General features: G+C 61.9%; 12 protein-coding genes. 1 reads left to right on the forward strand and 11 read right to left on the reverse strand.

Annotation, left to right across the window (positions count from 1 at the left end; genetic code table 11):
- Positions 1-5 precede the first annotated feature (5 nt).
- From ACIQLI_RS02345 to ACIQLI_RS02385, 9 genes are all read right to left on the reverse strand, one after another.
- Entirely contained in the window at positions 6-1514 is a 1509-nt protein-coding gene (locus ACIQLI_RS02345) for a glycoside hydrolase family 32 protein (RefSeq protein ID WP_400384593.1), read from the reverse strand.
- 93 nt (positions 1515-1607) lie between these two features.
- Complete coding sequence (locus tag ACIQLI_RS02350; RefSeq protein ID WP_400384595.1) at positions 1608-3215, reverse strand: ABC transporter substrate-binding protein; 1608 nt, start codon at positions 3213-3215, stop codon at positions 1608-1610.
- Positions 3216-3292: 77 nt separating this feature from the next.
- A complete protein-coding gene (locus ACIQLI_RS02355; RefSeq protein ID WP_354231887.1) occupies positions 3293-4252 on the reverse strand; it encodes a carbohydrate ABC transporter permease in 960 nt (319 codons plus the stop codon).
- A 7-nt stretch (positions 4253-4259) separates the two neighbouring features.
- Positions 4260-5243, reverse strand: coding sequence for an ABC transporter permease subunit (locus ACIQLI_RS02360; RefSeq protein ID WP_354231885.1), 984 nt, complete (start codon positions 5241-5243; stop codon positions 4260-4262).
- Positions 5240-6283, reverse strand: coding sequence for a LacI family DNA-binding transcriptional regulator (locus ACIQLI_RS02365; RefSeq protein ID WP_400384598.1), 1044 nt, complete (start codon positions 6281-6283; stop codon positions 5240-5242). Before ACIQLI_RS02365 ends, ACIQLI_RS02360 begins: the two co-directional genes overlap by 4 nt.
- Before the next feature lie 184 nt (positions 6284-6467).
- On the reverse strand, positions 6468-8318 hold the full coding sequence (locus tag ACIQLI_RS02370; RefSeq protein ID WP_400384600.1) for an IucA/IucC family protein: 1851 nt from the start codon (positions 8316-8318) through the stop codon (positions 6468-6470).
- Positions 8315-8905, reverse strand: coding sequence for a GNAT family N-acetyltransferase (locus tag ACIQLI_RS02375; RefSeq protein WP_354231879.1), 591 nt, complete (start codon positions 8903-8905; stop codon positions 8315-8317). The genes ACIQLI_RS02370 and ACIQLI_RS02375 overlap by 4 nt, the downstream gene beginning before the upstream one ends.
- A complete protein-coding gene (locus ACIQLI_RS02380) occupies positions 8902-10257 on the reverse strand; it encodes a lysine N(6)-hydroxylase/L-ornithine N(5)-oxygenase family protein (protein WP_400384602.1) in 1356 nt (451 codons plus the stop codon). Before ACIQLI_RS02380 ends, ACIQLI_RS02375 begins: the two co-directional genes overlap by 4 nt.
- Positions 10254-11816 carry an aspartate aminotransferase family protein gene (locus ACIQLI_RS02385; RefSeq protein ID WP_354231875.1) on the reverse strand — a complete coding sequence of 521 codons (1563 nt, stop codon included), beginning with the start codon at positions 11814-11816 and terminating at the stop codon, positions 10254-10256. The genes ACIQLI_RS02380 and ACIQLI_RS02385 overlap by 4 nt, the downstream gene beginning before the upstream one ends.
- Positions 11817-12112: 296 nt before the next feature.
- On the opposite strand from ACIQLI_RS02385, the gene ACIQLI_RS02390 reads away from it, so the two are divergent.
- Entirely contained in the window at positions 12113-12490 is a 378-nt protein-coding gene (locus tag ACIQLI_RS02390) for a hypothetical protein (protein WP_400384799.1), read from the forward strand.
- Between the two features lie 64 nt (positions 12491-12554).
- Here ACIQLI_RS02390 and ACIQLI_RS02395 read toward each other — a convergent pair whose 3' ends face one another.
- Together ACIQLI_RS02395 and ACIQLI_RS02400 are read right to left on the reverse strand one after the other, a co-directional pair.
- The gene (locus tag ACIQLI_RS02395) at positions 12555-12983 is read right to left on the reverse strand and encodes a hypothetical protein (protein WP_172324518.1); all 429 of its coding nucleotides are present in this window, start codon (positions 12981-12983) and stop codon (positions 12555-12557) included.
- Positions 12984-13074: 91 nt separating this feature from the next.
- The gene (locus ACIQLI_RS02400; RefSeq protein WP_400384791.1) at positions 13075-23931 is read right to left on the reverse strand and encodes a hypothetical protein; all 10857 of its coding nucleotides are present in this window, start codon (positions 23929-23931) and stop codon (positions 13075-13077) included.
- Positions 23932-24138: the final 207 nt, after the last annotated feature.

Raw genomic sequence — 24138 nt, forward strand, 5'->3', positions numbered from 1 at the left:
GTGGCCTACGCGTACTGGCTGATGTGCAGGCTATTGATCGTGACCGAGCCTCCCAAAGCATAGACGGAGACGTCCTTGCTGGTCGGTGAAGGGAAAATGAGTTCGGTCATGGTGACTTGCCCGCCTTGTGCGAATACTTCAACGGAGCACCGGTCCACGAAGACGGTGAGCTTGTAGTGACCGTCCATGAGGCGGATGGGCGCGGTGTCAATGGACGCGAACGTTTCGCGGAAGTCCGTCTGGCCTGATTCGCGGCGGTCGACTACGAGGGTCCCTTCCGCAGGCCGGACGCCAATACGGGTTCCTTGCCCGCCTTCGCCACGGACCACCACCCCGAATTCTTCGGCGGTTCCCGGCGTCCAGGAGACGTCGATGCGTTGGACAGTTCCTGCGGCACCATCAAGAATGGTGGTGCCCTGGGAGATGGCGGTCTCGGGAAGGCTGAAGTTTGCTACCGGGGCCTCCAGGGCAGCCCAGTCTCCCGCTGGCTGCTGGATCAGGTGCGCTTCGCCGTCAACGGTTTGGAGTGTCAACTCCCGGACCAGTGACATGGGGCTCCGCCAAGGCGAGGTGGGAATGCTGTTGGCGTACTCCCAGTTGTTCATCCAGGCGATGGTGAGCTTGCGGTTGTCCGGAACGTCCGCGAATGACACGGCAGCATAGTAGTCCCGCCCCCAGTCCAACCACCGGTACTCCCTGAGCCGCTCGGAGTCCTGGTGCCCTTCCGTGACAGTTGTGGCGGACGAAAAGGTTGTCCCGTCGAAATCTCCCACGAAGTACTGACCGGCAGAACCCAGATTGGGGCCACCGGGGTTGAGGTTCACGATCAGGACCCACTGGACGTTGTTCGGGTCGCCGTCCAGCGGAAGGGGGAACAGATCAGGACATTCCCACACGCCTCCCGTGGCGTTCGCTGGCCCGAAGGTGCTCAGGTACTCCCAGGACTTGAGGTCATGGGACTTGTAGAGGACAACCTGGAAGTCCTTCGCTTCAACGGCCACCATGACCCAGTAGTCACCGGCTGGCCCGGAATAGCGGATGACTTTAGGGTCACGGAACTCGGCGGAGTTGCGGTTCAGGACGGGGTTTCCGGTGTGTTTGGTCCACGTGTAACCGCCGTCCAGGCTGTACGCCAAAGACTGGGCTTGGATGCCTTCCAGCCCGGAAGCAGCTTTGAAAGCACTGGTGTAGATGGCCACCAGCGGCGCTGTTCCGTCCTGGCCGAACCCGCTGGTGTTGTGACGATCGAAAACGATGCTTCCGGAGAAGATGTCTTCTTTTTCGTCGCAGGAGATGGCCACCGGGCGCTCAGTCCAGGTCAGAAGATCCGCGGATGTTGCGTGGCCCCAGGACAGGTTTCCCCAGACTGAGTCCAAGGGGTTGTTTTGGTAGTACAGGTGGTAAACGCCGTCATGATGGATGAGGCCGTTGGGGTCGTTCAGCCACGTACTTCCGGCGCTGTAATGCAGGGCTGGTCGGAAGATGTCAGTTGTCGTGGCGGTGGCGGCAGTCATGAAGGACGAGTCTCGTTTCTCGGTGGAGGGGGCAGCCCCGGGATGCCGGCAGGCCGGCGCGGTCAGCGTCGGCCTGCCAGTAGGCGGTGTTGGTTAGGAGTTCTTCTTGAAGCGGTCGTAGGCGGCTTGATAGACCTCGATCATTTTGTCGACGCCAACGTTCTTGAGTTGGGTGACGTAGCCATCCCATTCCTGCTCGATGCCGCCGGAGACGATCCACTTCGCGGTGTTTTGCTTGACCAGCGAGGTGACGTCGGCCTGAATGGTGCCGATCTGCTGGAGCTCTTCGTTGGACAGCGCCACGGGCGGGTAGCCGTCATTTCCCGCAAAGGGCTTGTAGTGCTCGGTTACAGTCTTCTGTCGCGCTGCGGCGCGTGGTTCGGGCGCGACGACGGACGTGAAGTTTTCGGCGGTGTTCGCCTTCGGTCCACCCGGGGCGACCTTTTGGCGTCGTTCGCCTTCGCTGGTTCCGGCCGGTGCCGGGATTTGGGTCAGGATGCCGTTGGCATCCTTCTGGAGGGTCTCGCCGATAGGGCCCCAGTTGGCTTGGGCGGACTGGATGGGATCGTAGAGGTTGTCGGCCCAGCGCATGGTCGCTGCCGGGTATTTGTTGGCCCGGGTGATGGCGAATGCGCCGCGGGCGATTTCCTGGTTGTTGGATTGGCTGGCGATTCGTTTTCCGTCGACGCCCTCAAGTACCGGCACCAGGGCGTATTCGCCGGCACGGTCCGCGCCAACCATTTCAGGAATTTCCCACCAGACGAATGAGCCGAGGTTTTCCGTAGCGGCCTTGCCCTTCGCCAAATAGGCTTTGTCGTCCTGGGAGAAGGACTCAGGATCGATCAAGCCTTCCTTGTACCATTCGTGCAGCGTTTGGATGGCCTTCTTGTAGCCATCCTGGGTGGCAGTGAAAATGACCTTGTCGTCCTGGACGATGCGGTGGTCCATATTGTCCGGTGTCCCGCCGAGAGCCGCAATCAGGTCCACGATGTCACCGCACCACGAGCCGGGCATGAAGCTCAAGGGAATGGTCCTGCCTGTGCCTGAGGCGTCCCGGGACTTGAAGGCCACCAGGGCGTCGTGGAACTCATCGATGGTCTTCGGCATGGGGATGTCGAGCTTCTTGAGCCAAGCGGTGTTGATGGCCAATTCGTTGGGGAACTGAACCAGCCCGAGCTCCTCCACAGAGGGCAGGGAGTAAATGTGTCCGTCCGACGAGGTGATCGCTGCCTTGATGTCCGGGCGCTCGGAGAGGAGCTTTGACAGGTTCGGCGCGTTCTTCTCGATCAGTCCTTCCAACGGGATCAAAGTGCCGCTGGCGGAGTACGTGGCAATTTCGGCGTCAGTCAGGCCAGTGTTGAAGAACGCGTCCGGCAGGTCGCCGCTGGCCAGGATCAGGTTCTTCTTTTCCTGGAATACCGTCTCGGGAAGATTTTCCCACTCGACGTGCACGTTGGTGGCCTTTTCCCATTCCTTCACCACTGTCATGGTGTTGTAGTCCGGTGCCAGGGCTGCCTTGGTTCCGGAGAACTTCAGCGTCAGCTGCTTGCTGACAATCGGGAGGCCTGTCTCCTGAAAGCCGAAGTCCGCGGAGGCGTCTTTGATCTCCGTGGTGCCCGGGGTGGAGCCGGAGCAGGCGGTGAACGTCAACGTTCCGGCCAGGACGGCGCCAAGAACGGCGAGTTTGCGGCTGATAGCCATGGTCATTTCCTGTTCTGAGGGTGTGGGTGGATGCGGTCCTGAGCCGAACGCCCGGGGCCGTATTGCGGGGAGAACGACTATTTGACAGCGCCGATCATGGCGCCCTTGGTGAAGTGCTTCTGCATGAATGGCAGGGCAATCATGAGTGGCAGGCTCGAGACGACGATCATGGCGTACTTGGTGAGCTCTGCGATCCTCTGCGCTGCCGCATAGGATTCGATGTCCCCGCCGGTTGTTCCGGTGGAGGAGACGTCTGACTGGATCAGGATGTTCCGCAGCACCAGCTGCAGCGGATACTTGGTGTCGTCGTTGAGGAAGATCAGCGCATCGAAGAACGAGTTCCAATGGGCGACGACGTGCACCATGATCATCAGCATGATCAAGGGCTTGGACAGTGGCAGGACCATGTTGAAGAAGAACTTGAAGTCGGTTGCCCCGTCCATCTGGGCGGCCTCGCGCAGTTCGTTCGGGATGGTGTGCTCGAAGAATGACCTGGCGATGATCAAATTCCAGACGCCCACGGCTCCCGGCAGGACCACTGCCCAGATGGTGTCCAGCATGCCCAGGTCCCGAACCACCAGATACTTGGTGATGAGTCCGCCGTCAAAGAACATGGTGATGACGAACAGGAGCATTAGGATTTTGCGGCCAGGCATGTCCTTCCTGGACAGCGCGTAGGCGCCGCACAGGATGGTGGTAACGCTGATGGCGGTTCCCAGGACCGTGTACATGAGCGTGTTCCCGAGGCCGTTCCAAATCCTGCTGTCAGCGAAGATCCGTTCGTAGCCCTCGGTGGTGACACCGGAAGGGAACAGCCAGACCTTCCCCTCATAGACGGCATTGGGGTCGCTGATGGAAGCGATGACAATGAAGTAGAGCGGGTAGACCACAGCCAGGATGGACAACAGCAGCACCGCCGTGGCGGCCACGTTGAAGACACGATCGCCGTATTTGTCCCGCAGCGACTGTTTCGGGCGGCCCGGGTCGGGACTGCGGGTCCCTGGACGGAAAGTTGAGGGTTTGGTTGTCAGGGACATTTCGGCATCACCACAGGGTCGCTTGGTTGGCCCGGCGCGCGATCGTGTTGAAAACGAGCAGCAGCGCGAGGTTGAGGAGGGAGTTGAACAGGCCAATGGCGGCCGAGTAGCTGAACTGCGCCTGCTGCAGGCCAGCGTGGTAGACGTAGGTCTGGATGATCTCCGAGGACGAGAGGTTCAAGGGTGTCTGCATCAGCAACGCCTTCTCGAAGCCCACGTTCAGCAAGTTGCCGATAGCCAGGATGAAGAGAATGGTCACCACCGGCATGATGCCCGGCAGGTCGATGTGGCGGATGCGCTGAAGCTTGGACGCCCCGTCCACCTTCGCTGCATCGTGCAGGGCGGGGTCGATTGCGGCCAGTGCTGCGAGATACACGATCATGGAGAACCCAGCGTTCTGCCAGACATCCGAGATGACGTACACGGGCCGGAACCACTCAGCCGAACCCATAAAGAAGATCGGCTCGCCGCCTGCCAGCTGTATTGCGTTATTGACCAGCCCCGACCGTGGGGACAAGACCACGAACATGATGCCCACCACCACAACGGTGGAAATGAAGGCCGGCGAGTAGAGCACCGTCTGGGTGAACTTCTTGAACCGTTCGCTCTGGAGCTGGTTGACCAGCAAAGCCAGAATGATGGGGATGGGGAAGGCCACCAGGAGGCCCAGAACCGCGATCCACAGCGTGTTTCCCACCACCTGGCCGAACTGGTAGGAGTTCACGAAACGGACGAAGTGGTCCAGCCCAACCCATGGACTGTCCGTGAAGCCGTCCACCGGGTTGTAATTCTTGAAGGCGATCTGCACGCCATACATCGGCCAGTACTTGAAGACCAGGATGTAGATAATCGCCGGAGCTAGTAATACGTATAACTGCCAGGCCCGAAGAATTCGCCTGAGGCGGAGCGAAGCAGAAATTTTTCTGTGCGGAAGTTGCGGCACCGGTGCCGCAGACGGACGCCCGCGTTTCGCCGGCATAGTGCGGCTCATGGCATCTCCTTAGGGTGTGTAACTGACTTTCGTTCAATAAGGGGGCACTCCATCAGCTCCACCCGCCCATCGGGTTCGGCACCTTGGAGGATCAGGTCAACCGCACGCCTGCCCATGGCAACAAAGGGCAGTTCAAGGGTTGTCAGCCCTGGACGAAGATGCGGAGCGACAATTGCCTGGTTATCAAAACCTACAATCGAGACGTCGTCGGGGATCGACAGCCGAAGATCGGCCACAGCCTGGTAAGCACCCCATGCCGTCCGGTCGTTGGCGCAGAAGATCGCCGTAGGCTGGGTGGGGGCAGTCATCAATTCCATGGCATATTTGTAGCCGTCATCTTCGCCGCCCCTGCCAAAGCGCACCAACGCAGGATCCACGTCCAGCCCTGCTTCTGAAAGGGCCGCCTTGTAGCCTTCGTAGCGACCAACAGCGGCGGGGAGTCCACTTTCGAGCAATTCGATGTTGATCATCCCCACGCGGGTGTGACCGGCGTTCAACAAGTGCCGGGTAGCGGAATAGCCGCCGTTCACCTCATCGGGCGCGACGCTGGGAAGCCGCCCCGCCCCGTCCTGTGAGTTCAGCACCACCGAGGGGACCCCGGCGAGAGCCTTGGGCACCTCCAGCAGCCGGTGATACATGGAGCCGTAAACGACGCCCGCCACATTGTAGGAGAGCATTGCGTCAAGGGATGCGGCCTCAAGGTCCTTGTCGCCGCCGGTGTTCATGGTCAGCAGAAGGAGCCCGTCCTCCCAGGCGCGTTCTTGCGCGCCTTCAATGATTGCTCCCGCAAACGGGGAGGTAGCCACGGAGTCGCCAAGAAATCCGACCATGCCGGCCAATCCATCGCGAAGCATCTTCGCATGGGCGTTGGTCCGGTAGCCGAGCTGATTCACGGCCTCCTTGACCTTGCGGCGGGTTTCGTCCGAAAAACGTGACCCGCCGGCTGAGTTCAGCACCAAGGACACGGTGGCTTGTGAAACACCGGCGGCAGCAGCAACATCGTGCATGGTCGGCTTGGAATGTGGCTTCGACTGAGCCATGGGGCACCTCCTTGGGCCGTTCCAGCGTAAGGGTTATTCGTATCAGTTATTCGTATAACGTGCATCAATGTATCCCGCGTCACGTTGGAGTGTCAAGGGTTACGCTGCACCCACTGCGCCGAGGTGGCATGCGATGACAATGTCTGCGACCACGATTGCCATCAAATGCCACCTCGGCGGGGGTCTAGGCGAACTTCGCCAGCGGGTTGGCCAAGCGGCCTGCCATCTGGAGCCCCCCTGAGGGATCCGAGATGTCCAGCATCTGCTGGTTGTTCCTCAACTGGAGGCGGTTGAGGCAGGAGAGCTCGAAGTCCGGCGCAAAAAGATCATGCATGGCGAACTGGTCCGCAAGTTCCGGGTGGCGTTGCTGGTATTCCCGCAGCACGGCGGCCGCGGTACCCCAGAACTCGTCCTCGCGCAGCGTCCCGTCCTCCACAAGGATTGCTCCAAGGAAGCGGAAGATACAGTCGAACACGTCGGTGAAAATGGCCAGGACCATTTCCTCGGCAGGGATCTCGGCCTTGACGCGGGATACTTCCTCGGGAAGTTCCAGCCGATCCCCCATCACCACGATTTCCTCGGCGATGTCCTTCATGATCGCGCGCACGGGCACACCGTCTTCGAGGATCAGGATCACGTTTTCGCCATGCGGCATGAACGCGAGTTCGTACTCGTAGAGGCAGTGGACCAACGGCACGAGGTAGGCCTCAAAGTAGCGGCGAAGCCACTCGGTAGGTGCCAGGCCGGAGCGCTGAATCAGTGCAGAAACCACGGAGTTTCCGGCAGCATCCACGTGCAGCAATGACGCCATGGTAGCCAGCTGCTGCCCGTCCTTGAGCAACGGCAGCGGACTTTCCCTCCACAGGGCTGAAAGCATCTTCCGGTACGGCGAACCCTTGGCCGAAGCAGCCTCGTAGTAGTGGTTGTGGTAGCCGATGGCCGCGGTTTCACGGATCATGGCCAGGCCCCGGTTCTGGAGCTCCTGGTCATTGCCGATCAGTTCCTGCAGCCAGTCGTTGATGGCCGGAGTGGCCTTCATGTACTGCGGGGACAGTCCCCGCATAAAGCCCATGTTCAACACGGACATGGCCGTCTTCACATAGGCCTTCTCCGGGAAGTCGGTGTTGAAGAACGTCCGGATGGACTGTTGCGCCTGGTACGAGTCTTCACCGGTGCCCAGGTTCACGATGTGGCGCTGGGCGATTTCGGCCGCGAACGTCACCGTAAGCTTGTTGTCCCACTGCCACGGGTGGACCGGCATGAGGAGGTAGTCCTCGGGATCCACGCCGGACGCGGACAGTTCCGCGTTGAACCATGCAATCGTCGCGGGCCCGAGTTCGGCCTCGAAATGTGTCCGGTAATCCAAGCCTGCGCTGGACGTAAACACCGCTTTGCTACGATGCACGGCGATCCACTGCAGCTTCACCGTGGCACCCGTTTCCGGCGCGAACGCGTGGTAGTCGGTAATCCCGAAGCCCAAGCGGCCGTTGTTGGCCACAAAGCACGGGTGGCCCTCGGTCATGCTGTGTTCAATGGCTTGGAAATCTGCGGCCCGGTCAGTCCCGCCGGTGACACCCGCAGCCAATTCTGCCGAGCTGAACGGTTTGCCCTGCTTGTAGGCGTGGCTGGCCAGAGTGCTGCTGATTTCCTCCAGGTACACTGGCAGCATTTCCATGCGGATGGCCAAGGCCTCGTGGAATTCGGCAATGAAGTCCAAGGCGTCTACCGGAAGCTCCACGCCATCCCGCAACCGGACAATGGATTCCGGAGAAACGGACCAGTGCTCCAGTTGGAGCACCCGGGCCCGGAAGCGGTATTCCGTCGTATCGTCGTCGCTTACTACCTTGTACAGCCCGACGCCGGAGCCTTCTTCGCGGATCAGCTCCGGGACCAGGATGCGCTCGTGCGAGAACTCGGCGATCGCCTTCCGGACCAAGTGCAGGTTGGCGACGGACCAGCGCTCGGGAGTCAGGTGGGACACGGGCTCGGCGGCGTGGTTCAGGGTCTCTTCGGTGGTGCCGGCAGAGGTGGTCATAGGGATTCTCCTCTGGTCGCCGCGGCAGGCGCGGCCAGAATCGGGGTCAAAGTAGCAAGGAAATCCTCGCGGGTGCAGAAGCTCAGCAGGCCCTGCTTATGGTCTTCGGCGGGATCGACGGCGGGAAGGGTCACCACGCCGTGAGGCCGGAAGCCCACCTTTTCGTTCAGGACGTGGATCTTGTGGTTGCGGGCGTCAGGTTCGACGACGACCCGCCGGGTTGCGGGGTCAGCGAACAGTTCAGCCATCACGGACTGCATGACGGCGGTAGTGAAGCCAGGCTGCGGCTGGCCGGTGGGCGGTGACACCAGGAGGTGCATTCCGACATCACCTTGCTGGACCTCGTAGACGTCCGCCAACGGCGATGACTCCGGCCGGTACCGCTCCATCAGGAAGGCGGGGGCGCCGTCGTCGAGCCCCAGGAACGCTTGGTGATGGCCGGATTCAGCGATCTTGGAGTACTCCTCCACAACGTCCTGCTCAGTGGCAGAAACCATGCCCCAGAACCGGGCGTACTCCTGGCTGACCCAGCTGTGGAGGACAGGTGCATCCGCTACCGGATCGACGGGACGGAACGTGAAGCTCATACGGTGGCTCCCACGGTTTCGGGGACGGCGGCAGGTTCCGAAGCAGCCACGGGAGCCGGCGCACCGAACTGCTGGAACGCGATGCTGCGCTCGATCGGGTAGACCTCACGGCCGGTGATTTCCCGCAGGATGCAGGAGTTGCGGTAGGCGGCCATCCCGAGGTCCGGCGTGACGAAGCCGTGTGTGTGCAACTCGGCGTTCTGGACGAAAATTTCGCCGGGTTCCACGCCGGTCCCATAGTTGCGTTCGACGTCGAACCTGCCCTTGGCGTCGCGGCGGATCCGGTCCTGGATGCCCGCCAGGAAGGCAGGCTCCTTGTAGGTGTAACCGGTGGCGAGGACCACGGCTTCGGACTCCAGGGTGTAGCCGCGCCCGTGTTCTTCGTGGTGAAGCTGGAGCGTGTGGGTGCCCGTGGCAGCGTCCCACTCGGCGGCAGTGAGCGAGGAGTGCGTGTGCAGCTGTGTGTCCACCATTCCGGAGAGGCTCTTGGTGTAGAGGAGATCGTAGATGTCGTCGATCAGGTCTGAGTTGATGCCCTTGTAGAGGTTCTTCTGGCTCTTGATCAACGAGTCGCGCTGCTCGCCCGGGAGCGAATGGAAGTAGTCCACGTACTCCGGCGAGGTCATCTCGAGGGTGAGCTTGGTGTACTCGAGCGGGAAGAAACGGCCAGATCGCGTGACCCAGTTGAGCTGGTAGCCGTACACATCAATTTCCTGAAGCAACTCGTAGTACAGCTCCGCAGCGCTCTGGCCGCTGCCCACGATAGTGATGCTGCGCTTGGACTGCAGCTCACTCTTCCTCGACAGGTAGTCCGCGTTGTGGAGGACGAGTCCGCCTGCGTCCACAATTCCTGCACAGGAGTCCGGAACGTAAGGCGACGTACCTGTGCCCAGGACCAGCTTGCGGGCGCGAAGCACCTCAGCGCCGTCCGGGCCCTGCACCGTAAGCCGGTACACGCCGTCGTCGTACGTCACATCCAGCACATCCGTGCTAAAACGGACGGATCCAAGCTGTCCGGCCACCCACTGGCAGTACTGGTTGTACTCGGCGCGCAGCGGGTAGAAGTTCTCGCGGATATAGAAGCGGTACAGGCGGCCGGTCTGCTTCAGGAAGTTCAGGAACGAGAACGGCGACGTCGGGTCCGCGAGCGTCACGAGGTCCGCCATGAACGGAACCTGCAAGTGCGCAGGCTCAAGCATCATGCCAGGGTGCCAGTCGAAAGACTCGCGCCTATCCAGGAACACGCAGTCGAGATTCTCCACGGGCTCGCTTAAGGCGGCCAGGCCCAGGTTGAAAGGCCCGACGCCGATGCCTGCGACGTCATAAATCTTGCCGTTGTCTTGGGTGCTCACGCTGCAGCCTCCGTGGTGCCTGCCAGCAGGGTGGTGCCCGCCCGGCGGATAAGTTCGATGATTTCCTGAATGTCCCTCAGGCTCGCCTCGGCGTTGAGGAGGGTGAATTTGAGGTAGTGATGGCCAGCCACCTTGGTGCCGGCCACAACTGCCTCGCCGGACGCGAAGATTGCGGCGCGAATGGCCGGGTTGAGGACGTCCGCTGCGTCTTCGTCGAGGGGAGCACCGTCCGTCACGGGGCGAAAGCGGAAGACCAGGGTGCTTAGTTGTGGTGCCGCAGCCAGCTCGAAATCCGCGTCATCAGCCAGCAGAGTTCCCACCCGGGCGGTGAGATCGATCGCTTCGTCGAAGAGCGCACCAATGGCGTCGGCGCCCATGATGCGGAGGGTCAGCCACAGCTTCAGCGCATCGAAGCGGCGGGTGGTCTGGATGCTCTTGTCTACTTGGTTGGGGATTTCGGCCTTGGCCGCGCTCTCCGGGTTCAGATAGTCGGCGTAGTAGGTGACGTGCCCCATCATGGAGCCGTTGCGGACCAGGACTGCGCTGGAGCTGACGGGCTGGAAGAAGGTCTTGTGGAAGTCGACAGTGACGGAATCGGCAAGGTGGATGCCGTCCAGGAGGTGGCGGTGGCGGCCCGACACGATCAGCCCGCCACCGTAGGCACCGTCCACGTGCAACCAGGAATCGTAGGCGCGGACCAAGGCGGCCATTTCGGACAGCGGGTCAACCGAACCGAAGTCCGTGGTCCCGGCAGTGGCCACAACAGCCATCGGCACCAGCCCGGCGTCGTGCGCTTCGGCCAAAGCAGCCGCAAGGGCAGTGGGGTCCATGCGGTGGTCTTCGGTGGTGGGTACCGCGATGACTGCGTCGAAGCCCAGGCCCAGCATGGAAGCGGACTTCTGGATGCTGAAGTGACTGTCCACGGACGTGAAGATCCGGAGGCGGTCCAGTAGGAGCGGCAGGCGGGCGTCCCCATTCGTTGCCCGGAGCTTGGCAACGGCATGATTGCGGGCGATCAGCAAAGCCTGGAAGTTGGACTGGCTGCCACCGGAGGTGAACACGCCGTCAGCCTCGGCGCTGAACCCGATGCGTTCCGCCGTCCAGTCAATGAGGCGGCGCTCGATCATGGTGGCACCCGCACTCTGGTCCCAGGTGTCCATGGAAGAGTTCACCGCCGAAAGTACGGCCTCCCCCACCAACGCAGGAATGACTACCGGGCAGTTCAGGTGTGCCGCGTAGCGGGAATCGTGGAAGTAGATGGCGTCCTTGAGGTAGAGCTCATCCAGCTCCTCCAGGGCGGCAGCCGTGTCCGGCAGCGGACGTTCAAGATCGACGGCGCCTACCCTGGCTTTCAGTTCAGCATGCCCGACGCCGGTGAACGGCTGGGTGGTGCGCTGGACCTTGGTGGAGACAGCGTTGACTCCCTGGAGAACCTGCGCGACGTAGCTGGGCGAATTTCGTGCGTTGAACAGCTGGTTGGTGGCAGCGAGGGCCAGTTCCACTTTGGAGCCAAAATCCTGCTCCTGAGCGATCCGCTCTTCGACACTGGGTGACGTCACGTCAGCTTCCTTCCATTGCGTTGGGGCGCTTGTTAGCAAGGTAAGCCTTACTTAGGTAAGCCTTTCCGTCAAACTTTTGTGACCTATTTCGCTCAGAAGGCGCTTTCTCGCCTGTGTACCGCTGGGTTGCGCGTCATTGACTTTCTTTCAGACTGCATTGGGTGCAAAATGTGGCACTCTTTTCGGCCATGGAGTGTCGGCAATGGGCCATGCCTGGGTGCCGCTCTTCCTTGTCGGGCTTCGCGGCTACAGGAGTAGAGTGCAAGGACTATCCGCAGTCAACGGTTGGGGGACCTATGAAGGACCACGTCCACGAGCGCATCGGCTTCCGCGAAATCGACGCGCATGGCAACGCTGTGCAGGCCGTCAGCCCCCATGTGCCGGAGCCTGCGGACCGGGAACGCAAGCGGACTCCCATCAACCCGTACATCATTGCGTTGTGGGTCATGGACGCCGGCTTGGCCTGGCTTGGGGTCTGGGCGCTGGCTACGTCAGTCGGTGCGATTGTGAGCTCTCCGCAATTCGTCCAGCCCGCCGAATCCGCCGAAGCAGCCCAAATGAAGTTCATCCTGCTTTCCAACGCGCCCTACGTACTGCTGGCCGCCTTGCTGATCACTGCGGGTCTGCTGTTCTGGCACGCGGTTCAGTGGCAAAAAAAGCGGTCGACCAGGTAGTGGATACCTGATCGACCGCTTTGGCGTGGTGCTTGGTTGAACTGCGTTTGATGGAACTGCTTGCCTAGAGGACCGTGGCCCCCAGGACGCACTTGATCTCCGCGGCAGGCTTGGTTACCTCTGCGTTGGCGACCCAGTCAAGCGCCTTGCCCGCTGCAGCATCCTTGAAGGTCTGCTCCCCACGGGCCAGGACGGCCGAGGTCTTCGGGTCCACCCAGCTGACGGTAATTTTGACCGTGCCCTTGGTTCCCTCAGGAGGAGTCACGGTCCCCTTCGCCGTAACCTTTCCCTGCGCAGTATCGCAGGAGGTCATCTTGGTGGCTTCAATGATGCCGGTACCGGGATTGGCAGGTTTTGCCTCACCGGTGGTGGCGGCCTGGGTTGTAGTTGACGACGGCGATGTCCCCGCCTCGTTGCTCGGGGACGACGAACAACCGGCGAGTGCGGCTGCCGAAACAAGCACCCCCGCAATGCACGCAACAGTCTTCTTCATGGTGTGGCTACCTGGTTCTTTCTGGGTTGTACGTTGGTTGAAAATGCGCGGCAACCGGGGTTGGGGCCCCGATTGCCGCGCACTTTTTGTCCTATGCCTCGGAACGCTTGCGGCGTCCGACGAGGAACAGGAACAGCCCCGCGCCAACTACCAGCAGGCTGATGGGCAACACGGTGAGGACAGCTCCCGTGTTGGCCAACGGACCCGAAGGCTGGCTCGGAACCACCGGCGGGAGAGTCACAACAGCACTTGCAGGTGGTGTGGTGACCGGGGGTCCCGTCGGAGGCGTACCCGTTGCGGTTGCCGTGTTGGCAACCTCACCGGCATTGATATCCGCCTGGGTGATCGCATACGTTGCCGTAGCGGTCACGGTCTCACCGGGCAGCAGGGTTCCTGCAACGCCGGGCCAGGTGTAAGCCAGGGCCGAAAGGCCCGGCATCGGATCGTTGATGGAGACGTCCGTCAGCGGGACGTTTCCGGTGTTCCTGGCGGTGAACGTGTACGTGATCACGTCACCCACCTGGGTGGGGTCTCCAACAGCCGAGGCATCGGCCGTCTTGGTGAACTCCAAGCCTGCGCTCGGGGTCAACGGAGTATCCGTTTCACCCGGAGGAGGCGTCACCGGCGTGCCGGTGGGTGGAGTGCCAGTGGTGGTGGCCGAGTTGGCCACGTGACCGGCGTTGATGTCGGTCTGGGTGATGGCGTACGTTGCCGTAGCCGTCACCGTCTGACCGGGCAGGAGCTCGCCGGGGGTGCCCGGCCAGGTGTACGTCAGCGCCGAGAGACCAGCCAGCGGATCCGTGATGGACACGTTGGTCAGCTTCACATTGCCGGTGTTCTTGGCCGTGAAGTTGTAGGTGATCAGGTCACCCACCTTCGACGGACCATCCGTTGCCGGAGCCACAGCTGTCTTGCTGAACTCCATGGCCGGAGCCGGGATCAACGGAGTATCCGTCTCTCCCGGAGGAGGCGTCACCGGAGGACCAACGGGCGGTGTGCCCGTAGTGGTTGCCGAGTTCGCCACGTGACCGGCATCAATGTCAGCCTGGGTGATGGCGTACGTTGCGGTAGCCGTCACTGTCTCACCGGGCAGCAGTGTTCCTGCTACGCCGGGCCAGGTGTATGTCAATGCCGAGAGACCAGCCAGCGGATCCGTGATGGACACGTTGGTCAGCGTGACGTTACCCGTGTTCTTGGCCGTGAAGTTGTAGGTGATCTTGTCACCCGCAACGGTGGGGTTCTGAACAGCGGAGACGTCCGCGGACTTGGTGAACTCCATGGCCGGCGCCGGGGTCAACGGGGTGTCCGTTGTTCCCGGAGGAGGCGTCACAGGAGGACCAACAGGCGGAGTACCCGTGGTGGTCGCCGAGTTGGCAACATGACCGGCGTCGATATCGGCCACGGTGATCGCGTACGTTGCCGTAGCCGTCACGGTCTGACCCGGCAGCAGCTCGCCGGGGGTACCCGGCCAGGTGTATGCCAGGGCGGACAAGCCCGCCAGAGGATCGCTGATGGAGACGTTCTTCAGCGTCACGTTGCCGGTGTTCTTTGCCGTGAACGTGTAGGTGATCAGGTCACCTACAACGGACGGATCCTGAACAGCCGAATCGTCAGCGGACTTGGTGAACTCCATTGCCGGCTTCGGGACCAGCGGAGTATCCGTGGTTCCCGGAGGAGGCGTTACCGGCGGACCGGTGGGAGGAGTGCCCGTGGTCGTGGCGCTGTTGGCGACATGACCGGCGTCGATATCAGCCTGCGTGATGGCGTACGTTGCCGTAGCCGTCACTGTCTCACCGGGCAGCAGTGTTCCCGCAGCTCCGGGCCAGGTGTAGGTCAGCGCCGAGAGACCAGCCAGCGGATCCGTGATGGAAACGTTGGTCAGGGTGACGTTGCCCGTGTTCTTCGCAGAGAACGTGTACGTGATCACGTCACCGGCCTTCGAAGGATCCTGAACAGCTGAGGCGTCAGCGGACTTGGTGAACTCCATGGCCGGAGCCGGGGTCAACGGAGTATCCGTGGTTCCCGGAGGAGGCGTTACCGGCGGGCCGGTGGGCGGAGTACCAGTGGTCGTGGCGCTGTTCGCGACATGGCCGGCGTCGATATCAGCCTGCGTGATGGCGTACGTTGCCGTAGCCGTCACCGTCTGCCCCGGAAGCAACTCGCCCGGAGTACCCGGCCACGTGTACGTCAGAGCCGACAGACCAGCCAGGGGATCGGTGATCGTGACGTTCTTCAACGTGACGTTGCCCGTGTTCTTCGCAGAGAAGGCATACGTAATGACGTCGCCAACCTTGGAAGGATCCTGGATGGACGAGTCATCCGCAGACTTGTTGAACTCCATCGCCGGCTTCGGGACCAGCGGAGTATCCGTGGTTCCCGGAGGAGGCGTTACCGGCGGGCCGGTGGGCGGAGTACCAGTGGTCGTGGCGCTGTTCGCGACATGACCGGCGTCGATATCGGCCTGCGTGATGGCGTACGTTGCCGTAGCCGTCACCGCTTGGCCCGGGAGCAGCTCGCCGGGAGTGCCCGGCCAGGTGTACTCGAGGGCGGACAGACCAGCCAGCGGGTCCGAGATGGACACGTTGGTGAGGTTGACGTTGCCGGTGTTCTTCGCCGTGAACGTGTAGGTGATCTTGTCACCCGCAACGGACGGGTCCTGAACAGCGGAGGCGTCAGCCGTCTTGGTGAACTGCATCGCCGGAGCCGGAGTCAACGGAGTATCCGTGGTTCCCGGAGGAGGCGTGACCGGCGGACCAACCGGCGGAGTGCCCGTAGTGGTTGCCGCGTTCACCACGTGGCCTGCGTTGATGTCGGCCTGAGTAACCGCATACGTTGCCGTAGCGGTCACCGTCTGGCCCGGCTGCAGCTCGCCCGGAGTGCCCGGCCAAGTGTAGGCCAGCGCCGAAAGACCAGCCAAAGGATCGTCAATGGTGACGTTCTTCAGCGTGACATTGCCGGAGTTCTTCGCCGTGAAGGTGTAAGTGATCTGGTCACCAACAACTGCAGGTTTCTGAATGGCAGAGGCGTCCGAGCTCTTGGTGAACTCCATCGCCGGAGCCGGGGTCAACGGAGTATCCGTTGTTCCCGGAGGAGGCGTCACAGGAGGACCAACAGGCGGAGTGCCCGTGGTGGTGGCACTGTTGGCAACATGGCCGGCATCAATATCAGCCTGCGTAATGCCATACGTAGCCGTTGCCGTCACCGTCTGGCCCGGCAGCAGCTCTCCGGGGGTACCCGGCCAGGTGTAAGCCAAAGCCGAGAGACCAGCCAGCGGATCCGTGATGGACACGTTGGTCAGCGTGACGTTACCCGTGTTCTTGGCCGTGAAGGTGTAGACGATGCGATCGCCCACAACCGACGGGTCCTGAATACCGGAAGCATCCGCCGTCTTGGTGAATTCCATGGCCGGCGCCGGGGTCAACGGAGTATCCGTTGTTCCCGGAGGAGGCGTCACAGGAGGACCAACAGGCGGGGTGCCCGTAGTCGTTGCCGAGTTGGCGACGTGACCTGCATTGATGTCAGCCTGGGTGACGGCGTACGTTGCCGTAGCCGTTACGGTCTGGCCCGGAAGCAACTCGCCGGGGGTACCCGGCCAGGTGTAGGTCAGAGCCGAGAGACCAGCCAGAGGATCCGTGATGGACACGTTGGTCAGCTTCACGTTGCCCGTGTTCTTCGCGGAGAAGGTGTACGTGATCACGTCACCAACCTGTGAAGGATCCTGGACAGCCGAAGCGTCGGCAGACTTGGTGAACTCCATCGCCGGAGCCGGGGTCAACGGAGTATCCGTTGTTCCCGGAGGAGGCGTCACCGGCGGGCCGGTGGGAGGAGTACCCGTAGTCGTCGCCGCATTGGCAACATGTCCGGCGTCGATATCAGCCTGGGTGACGGCGTACGTTGCCGTAGCCGTTACGGTCTGGCCCGGAAGCAACTCGCCGGGGGTACCCGGCCAGGTGTAGGTCAGAGCCGAGAGACCAGCCAGAGGATCCGTGATGGACACGTTGGTCAGCTTCACGTTGCCCGTGTTCTTCGACGTGAAGGTGTACGTAATAACGTCGCCAACCATCGAAGGATCCTGGACAGCCGAAGCATCCGCGGACTTGCTGAACTCCATCGCCGGAGCCGGGGTCAACGGAGTATCCGTGGTTCCCGGAGGAGGCGTGACAGGAGGACCAACCGGCGGAGTACCCGTGGTGGTAGCGCTGTTCGCGACATGTCCGGCGTCGATATCAGCCTGCGTAATGGCATACGTTGCCGTAGCCGTCACCGTCTGGCCCGGAAGCAACTCGCCGGGGGTACCCGGCCAGGTGTAGGTCAGAGCCGAGAGGCCGGCCAGCGGATCCGTGATGGACACGTTGGTCAGCTTCACGTTGCCCGTGTTCTTCGACGTGAACGTGTAGGTGATCTGATCGCCTACAACAGACGGATCCTGAATTGCCGAAGCATCAGCAGACTTGCTGAACTGCATCGCCGGAGCCGGGGTCAACGGAGTATCCGTTGTTCCCGGAGGAGGCGTCACAGCAGGACCGGTGGGCGGAGTGCCCGTGGTGGTCGCAACGTTCGCGACGTGACCGGCGTCAATGTCCGCCTGGGTAATGGCGTACGTTGCCGTAGCCGTCACGGTCTGGCCCGGCAGCAACTCGCCGGGGGTACCCGGCCAGGTGTACTCGAGGGCGGACAGACCAGCCAGCGGGTCCGAGATGGACACGTTGGTGAGCTTGACGTTGCCCGTGTTCTTCGAGGTGAACGTGTACGTAATAACGTCACCCACCACCGACGGATCCTGGATTGCCGAAGCATCAGCAGACTTACTGAACTGCATCGCCGGAGCCGGGGTCAACGGAGTATCCGTCGTTCCCGGAGGAGGCGTCACAGGAGGACCAACAGGTGGAGTACCCGTCGTCGTGGCGCTGTTCGCGACATGACCGGCGTCGATATCAGCCTGCGTGATGGCGTACGTTGCCGTCGCCGTCACCGACTGGCCCGGAAGCAGCTCGCCGGGGGTACCCGGCCAGGTGTACTCGAGGGCGGACAGACCAGCCAGCGGGTCATTGATGACCACACCAGTGAGCTTCACGTTGCCGCTGTTCTTCGCCGTGAACGTGTAGGTGATCAGGTCACCTGCAACGGACGGGTTCTGGATAGCGGAGGCATCGGCCGACTTGGTGAACTGCATTGCCGGAGCCGGGGTCAACGGAGTATCCGTCGTTCCCGGAGGAGGCGTCACCGGAGGACCAACAGGCGGCGTTCCCGTCGTCGTGGCGCTGTTCGCGACATGACCGGCGTCGATATCAGCTTGGGTGATGGCATACGTTGCCTTAGCCGTCACCGTCTGACCGGGCAGGAGGGTTCCTGCTGCACCGGGCCACGTGTACGTCAGAGCCGAGAGACCAGCCAACGGATCAGTAATGGAAACGTTGGTCAAAGTCACGTTGCCGCTGTTCTTGGCCGTGAAGGAGTAGGTGATCAGGTCACCAACAACTGCCGGATTCTGGATAGCAGAGGCGTCCGAGGACTTGGTGAACTCCATGGCCGGGCCCGGGGTCAACGGAGTATCCGTCGTTCCCGGAGGAGGCGTCACAGGAGGACCAACAGACGGGGTACCCGTGGTGGTCGCCGAGTTGGCAACATGTCCGGCGTCGATATCAGCCTGGGTGATGGCGTACGTTGCCGTAGCCGTCACGGTCTGGCCGGGCAGGAGGGTTCCTGCCGCACCGGGCCACGTGTACGTCAGTGCCGAGAGGCCGGCCAGCGGATCCGTGATGGATACGTTGGTCAGCGTGACGTTGCCGCTGTTCTTGGCCGTGAAGGTGTAGACGATGCGATCGCCCACAACTGACGGGTCCTGCACACCGGAGGCATCAGCCGATTTGCTGAACTCCATGGCCGGAGCCGGAGTCAGCGGGGTATCAGTACCAGCCGGAGGAGGCGTCACGGCGGGACCTGTGGGCGGAGTGCCCACGGTGGTTGCCGTGTTCGCGACGTGGCCTGCATTGATGTCAGCCTGGGTAATCTCATACGTTGCCGTAGCCGTCACCGTCTGGCCTGGCAGCAGCTCGCCGGGAGTTCCCGGCCAAGTGTATTCCAGTGCCGAGAGGCCCGGCAGCGGGTCATTGATGACCACACCGGTGAGCTTGACGTTGCCCGTGTTCTTGGACGTGAAGGTGTAGGTGATCTGGTCGCCCACAACCGACGGATCCTGGATTGCCGAAGCATCAGCCGTCTTGGTGAATTCCATGGCCGGTGCCGGGGTCAGCGGAGTATCCGTGGTTCCCGGAGGAGGCGTGACAGGAGGCCCAACCGGCGGCGTGCCGGTGGTGGTCGCCGCATTGGCGACGTGTCCGGCGTCGATATCAGCCTGCGTGATGCTGTATGTTGCCGTAGCTGTCACCGTCTGGCCTGGAAGCAACTCGCCCGGAGTACCCGGCCAGTTGTAGGTCAAAGCCGAGAGACCAGCCAGCGGGTCGTTGATGACCACACCGGTGAGCTTGACGTTGCCCGTGTTCTTCGAGGTGAAGGTATACGTAATAACGTCACCCACAACCGAAGGATCCTGAATTGCAGAGGCATCAGCGGACTTGCTGAACTCCATCGCCGGAGCCGGGGTCAACGGGGTGTCCGTGGTTCCGGGAGGAGGCGTGACCGGCGGACCAACAGGCGGCGTGCCGGTGGTCGTGGCGCTGTTGGCGACGTGACCGGCGTCGATATCAGCCTGCGTGATGGCGTACGTTGCCGTTGCCGTCACCGTCTGACCTGGAAGCAACTCGCCCGAAGTACCCGGCCAGTTGTAGGTCAAAGCCGAGAGACCAGCAAGTGGGTCGTTGATGGACACGTTGGTGAGCTTGACGTTGCCCGTGTTCTTCGAGGTGAAGGTGTACGTAATAGCGTCACCAACCTGTGAAGGATCCTGGATTGCCGAAGCATCAGCGGACTTGCTGAACTCCAAGGCGGGGCCCGGGGTCAACGGAGTGTCCGTGCCGGCCGGAGGCGGCGTGACCGCGGGACCGGTGGGCGGAGTGCCCGTGGTAGTCGCCGTGTTGGCAACATGTCCGGCGTCGATATCAGCCTGCGTGATGGCGTACGTTGCCGTAGCCGTCACGGACTGCCCCGGAAGCAACTCGCCCGAAGTACCCGGCCAGTTGTAGGTCAAAGCCGAGAGACCAGCAAGTGGGTCGTTGATGGACACGTTGGTGAGCTTGACGTTGCCCGTGTTCTTCGAGGTGAAGGTGTACGTAATAGCGTCACCAACCTGTGAAGGATCCTGGATTGCCGAAGCATCAGCGGACTTGCTGAACTCCAAGGCGGGGCCCGGGGTCAACGGAGTATCGGTACCGGCCGGAGGCGGCGTGACCGCGGGACCGGTGGGCGGAGTGCCCGTGGTAGTCGCCGTGTTGGCAACATGTCCGGCGTCGATATCAGCCTGCGTGATGGCGTACGTTGCCGTAGCCGTCACGGACTGCCCCGGAAGCAACTCGCCCGGAGTACCCGGCCAGGTGTAAACCAAAGCCGAGAGGCCAGCCAGCGGATCCGTGATGGACACGTTGGTGAGCTTCACATTGCCCGTGTTCTTCGAGGTGAAGGTGTACGTGATCGTGTCACCAACCTGCGACGGGTCCTGAATGCCGGCTGAATCCGCAGTCTTGGTAAGCTCCATGTCCGGTCCAGCCGTCAACGGAGTATCGGTACCAGCCGGAGGTGGCGTGACCGCGGGACCGGTGGGCGGAGTGCCCATGGTGGTCGCAACGTTCGCGACGTGACCGGCGTCGATATCAGCCTGGGTAATGGCGTACGTTGCCGTCGCCGTCACCGACTGGCCCGGAAGCAGTTCTCCTGCAGTACCCGGCCACGTGTAAACCAGCGGCGAAAGACCGGCCAGCGGGTCATCAATGACCACACCGGTGAGCTTCACGTTTCCAGTGTTGGTGGACGTGAACGTGTAGGTGATCTGGTCACCGACAACAGACGGGTTCTGGATGGCCGAAGCGTCTGCCGACTTGGTGAACTCCATAGCCGGAGCGGTCGTCAACGGAGTATCCGTGGTTCCCGGAGGAGGCGTGACCGGCGGACCAACAGGCGGGGTGCCGGTGGTGGTTGCCGAGTTGGCAACATGTCCGGCATCGATGTCAGCCTGGGTGATGGCGTACGTTGCCGTAGCCGTCACGGTCTGGCCCGGGAGCAGTTCCCCGGGAGTGCCCGGCCAGGTGTAAACCAAAGCCGAGAGACCAACCAGGGGATCGTTGATGGACACATTAGTCAGCGGGACGTTGCCCGTGTTCTTGGACGTGAACGTGTAGGTGATCTGGTCACCCACAACGGACGGGTCCTGGATGGCCGAAGCATCAGCGGACTTGCTGAACTGCATGGCCGGAGTGGACGTCAGCGGAGTATCCGTGGTTCCCGGAGGAGGCGTGACCGGCGGACCAACAGGCGGGGTGCCCGTGGTGGTTGCCGAGTTGGCGACGTGACCGGCCGTGATATCAGCCTGGGTGATGGCGTACGTTGCCGTAGCCGTCACCGTCTGGCCCGGAAGCAACTCGCCCGGAGTACCGGGCCAGGTGTAAGTCAGGGCCGAGAGGCCGGCCAACGGATCGTTGATGGACACGTTGGTCAGCGGAACATTGCCGGTGTTCTTCGAGGTGAAGGTGTACGTAATAACGTCACCCACAACAGAAGGGTCCTGAACTGCCGAAGCGTCAGCAGACTTGCTGAATTCCATGGCCGGAGCCGGAGTCAGCGGGGTATCCGTACCAGCCGGAGGCGGCGTGACCGCGGGACCGGTGGGCGGAGTACCAGTGGTAGTTGCCGTATTGGCGACGTGACCAGCATTGATGTCAGCCTGGGTGATGGCGTACGTTGCCGTAGCGGTGACCGTCTGGCCGGGCAGGAGCGTTCCTGCAGCACCAGGCCAGGTGTAAGTCAAGGCAGACAGGCCAGCCAACGGATCGTTGATGGACACGTTGGTCAGGGATACATTGCCCGTGTTCGTGGAAGTGAACGTGTAGGTGATCTGGTCACCCACAACCGACGGGTTCTGGATATCCGAGGCATCAGCAGACTTGCTGAACTCCATGGCCGGAGCCGGAGTCAGCGGGGTATCGGTACCTGCAGGCGGCGGGGTGACAGGAGGACCTGTCGGAGGATTACCCGTGGTGGTGGCAAGGTTCGCCACGTGCCCTGCATCGATGTCAGCCTGGGTGATGGCGTAGGTGGCCATGGCCGTCACGGTTTCACCGGGCAGCAAGGTGCCCGGAGTTCCCGGCCAGGTGTAGGTCAGGGCAGACAATCCATCCAGGGGGTCGTTGATGGTGACACCCGTCAGGGGCACGTTGCCCGTGTTGGTGGACGTGAACGTGTAGGTGATCTGGTCACCCACAACAGACGGATCCTGGATGTCTGAAGAGTCAGCGGACTTGGTGAATTCCAATTCCGGTGCCGGAACGGCCGTGTTGGTGAGAACACAGCTGATATCGGCGCCAGCAACAGGTACCAAGGAGTAGGCAGAATCTACTACTGCTCCATTGGGGAGATCTGTCTGGAGGCCGTTGGCATCAACACAGGTGATCACCTTGCTGTAGCCGGACAGGTTGGTGCCGGACTCGGTCAGGTAGTACGTGGTGCCTGCATTGGCGACGTATTCGCCCGTGACACCAGTACCCGAAGTAACGGTGGAACCCGTACCGGTGGTGGTGGCGTTGGCAGTGTTGCTGACAACAGGTCCCGTAGCCGAGCCGGTGCGGATCTCAGTGGTGAACTGATCCGAATCCATCAGGCGGGTGGCATCCAGTGCCTTGCTCAGTTCAAGGCGCGGGGCCTTGACTACCAAGGTGGCGTCTGCCGGCGGGTTCAGGTTGGTGACGATGTTGGCCGGACCGTTGACGTAGGTGCCCTCGGCTGCTGCCGTGACATCAACTTCGATGGTGCAGGAGGTCATGCCTAGGGCGAGGTCCCCGCCGGTCACCGAGATGGTGTTGCTGCCGGCAACGGCCGTGCGCACCAGGGGGTTGGTTCCTGTGGCTTGTACACAGGTGCCGCCAATGTTGGGGGTACCGGCAATCACGACGCCGGCTGGGAGGGTGTCCGTGATGAACCAGTCGTTCTTGGCCATCAAATCGTCTGTGTTGGTCACCGTCAAGGTAACTTTGGACGTTCCACCGGGGCCGATGAGGGATGGGGTGAAAGCCTTGTCCACCTGGGGAGTGACATCCACGATCTGCGGAAGGTCGAAAGCGACGTCATTACCGGCACCGCTGGTGGCTTCATTCCTCAGTTCAAGACCGAGGGAAGGAGACGTGCCCATGGGAATCTGGTAGGCAGCAGACTGGAGCTCGGTGGTATGGACCCGCGCCAAAGTGCTGGTGCCACAGGGGTCGAGCCCGGTGCTGAGAACCTGTCGGGTCCCGTTGATGAGCAGGCTGAAGGTCTCGCTGGCATGGGTGGCCTGGCAGTTCACCTGCGCGAAGTAGGCCGATACTGCGTAATAGTGGCCCTCAATCGCTGGAATGGTGTTGCCTTCGGTCCGGAACTGGACACCTGGCGTAATGCGGCCCGTGGGGCTGTTGGTGTATTCGGACAGCACCTGGTTAGTGGAGGATTCCGCGGCTGACTGGCCCTGGGCCAGACCAAGAGCCGCAGCCATCTGGCCAATCTGTCCCCATCCCGCAGGCTGGTTGTTGACGCAACCGGCGTCGGAGGTGGGCAGCGGGGTGGAGGAATTCATCACCCAGCCATTGCATTGGCCGCCTGCAGGGGTGTAGGGGGTGTCTGCGAAGTACGTTTCATTGGCAGCTTCAGCGCCGCCGGTGTAGTTGAGGATGCTGATGGCACCGTTGGTGGCATCCTCGTTGGAGAAGTCCTCGGTGTAGACGGGTGTTCCTGGTTGGGCAACACCCGGCGATCCCGGGACTGTCGCCAAGGCAGGTGGCGCTAAGGCGCCACCCACCCCCAGCGACATGATCGCTGTGGCGACGACGGCCGCCAGCAGCTTTTGTGGACGTGTGTGTTTCACGGTTCTCTCGCTTTTCGTTGTCACGCACGAGCCGACCCACAGAAGCGAATCGGCGTCGAGCTAGGCTACTCGCCAGTACTCCAGTGGACGGAGACGTCTCTTCGTGACGCGAAAAAGGTAGAGAATCCAGAAATTTTGAAAAGATCCCCGGAA

The sequence above is a fragment of the Paenarthrobacter sp. NPDC091669 genome (assembly GCF_044756725.1).
GTDB lineage: Bacteria > Actinomycetota > Actinomycetes > Actinomycetales > Micrococcaceae > Arthrobacter > Arthrobacter bambusae_C.

Excerpts from the sequence above, each read along its gene's own strand:
- ACIQLI_RS02365 (WP_400384598.1), bottom strand. The coding sequence starts at position 6,283 with ATGGCTCAGTCGAAGCCACATTCCAAGCCGACCATGCACGATGTTGCT.
- ACIQLI_RS02360 (WP_354231885.1), bottom strand. The coding sequence starts at position 5,243 with ATGAGCCGCACTATGCCGGCGAAACGCGGGCGTCCGTCTGCGGCACCG.
- ACIQLI_RS02390 (WP_400384799.1), top strand. The coding sequence starts at position 12,113 with ATGAAGGACCACGTCCACGAGCGCATCGGCTTCCGCGAAATCGACGCG.
- ACIQLI_RS02355 (WP_354231887.1), bottom strand. The coding sequence starts at position 4,252 with ATGTCCCTGACAACCAAACCCTCAACTTTCCGTCCAGGGACCCGCAGT.
- ACIQLI_RS02375 (WP_354231879.1), bottom strand. The coding sequence starts at position 8,905 with ATGAGCTTCACGTTCCGTCCCGTCGATCCGGTAGCGGATGCACCTGTC.
- ACIQLI_RS02395 (WP_172324518.1), bottom strand. The coding sequence starts at position 12,983 with ATGAAGAAGACTGTTGCGTGCATTGCGGGGGTGCTTGTTTCGGCAGCC.
- ACIQLI_RS02345 (WP_400384593.1), bottom strand. The coding sequence starts at position 1,514 with ATGACTGCCGCCACCGCCACGACAACTGACATCTTCCGACCAGCCCTG.
- ACIQLI_RS02400 (WP_400384791.1), bottom strand. The coding sequence starts at position 23,931 with ATGTCGCTGGGGGTGGGTGGCGCCTTAGCGCCACCTGCCTTGGCGACA.
- ACIQLI_RS02350 (WP_400384595.1), bottom strand. The coding sequence starts at position 3,215 with ATGGCTATCAGCCGCAAACTCGCCGTTCTTGGCGCCGTCCTGGCCGGA.
- ACIQLI_RS02370 (WP_400384600.1), bottom strand. The coding sequence starts at position 8,318 with ATGACCACCTCTGCCGGCACCACCGAAGAGACCCTGAACCACGCCGCC.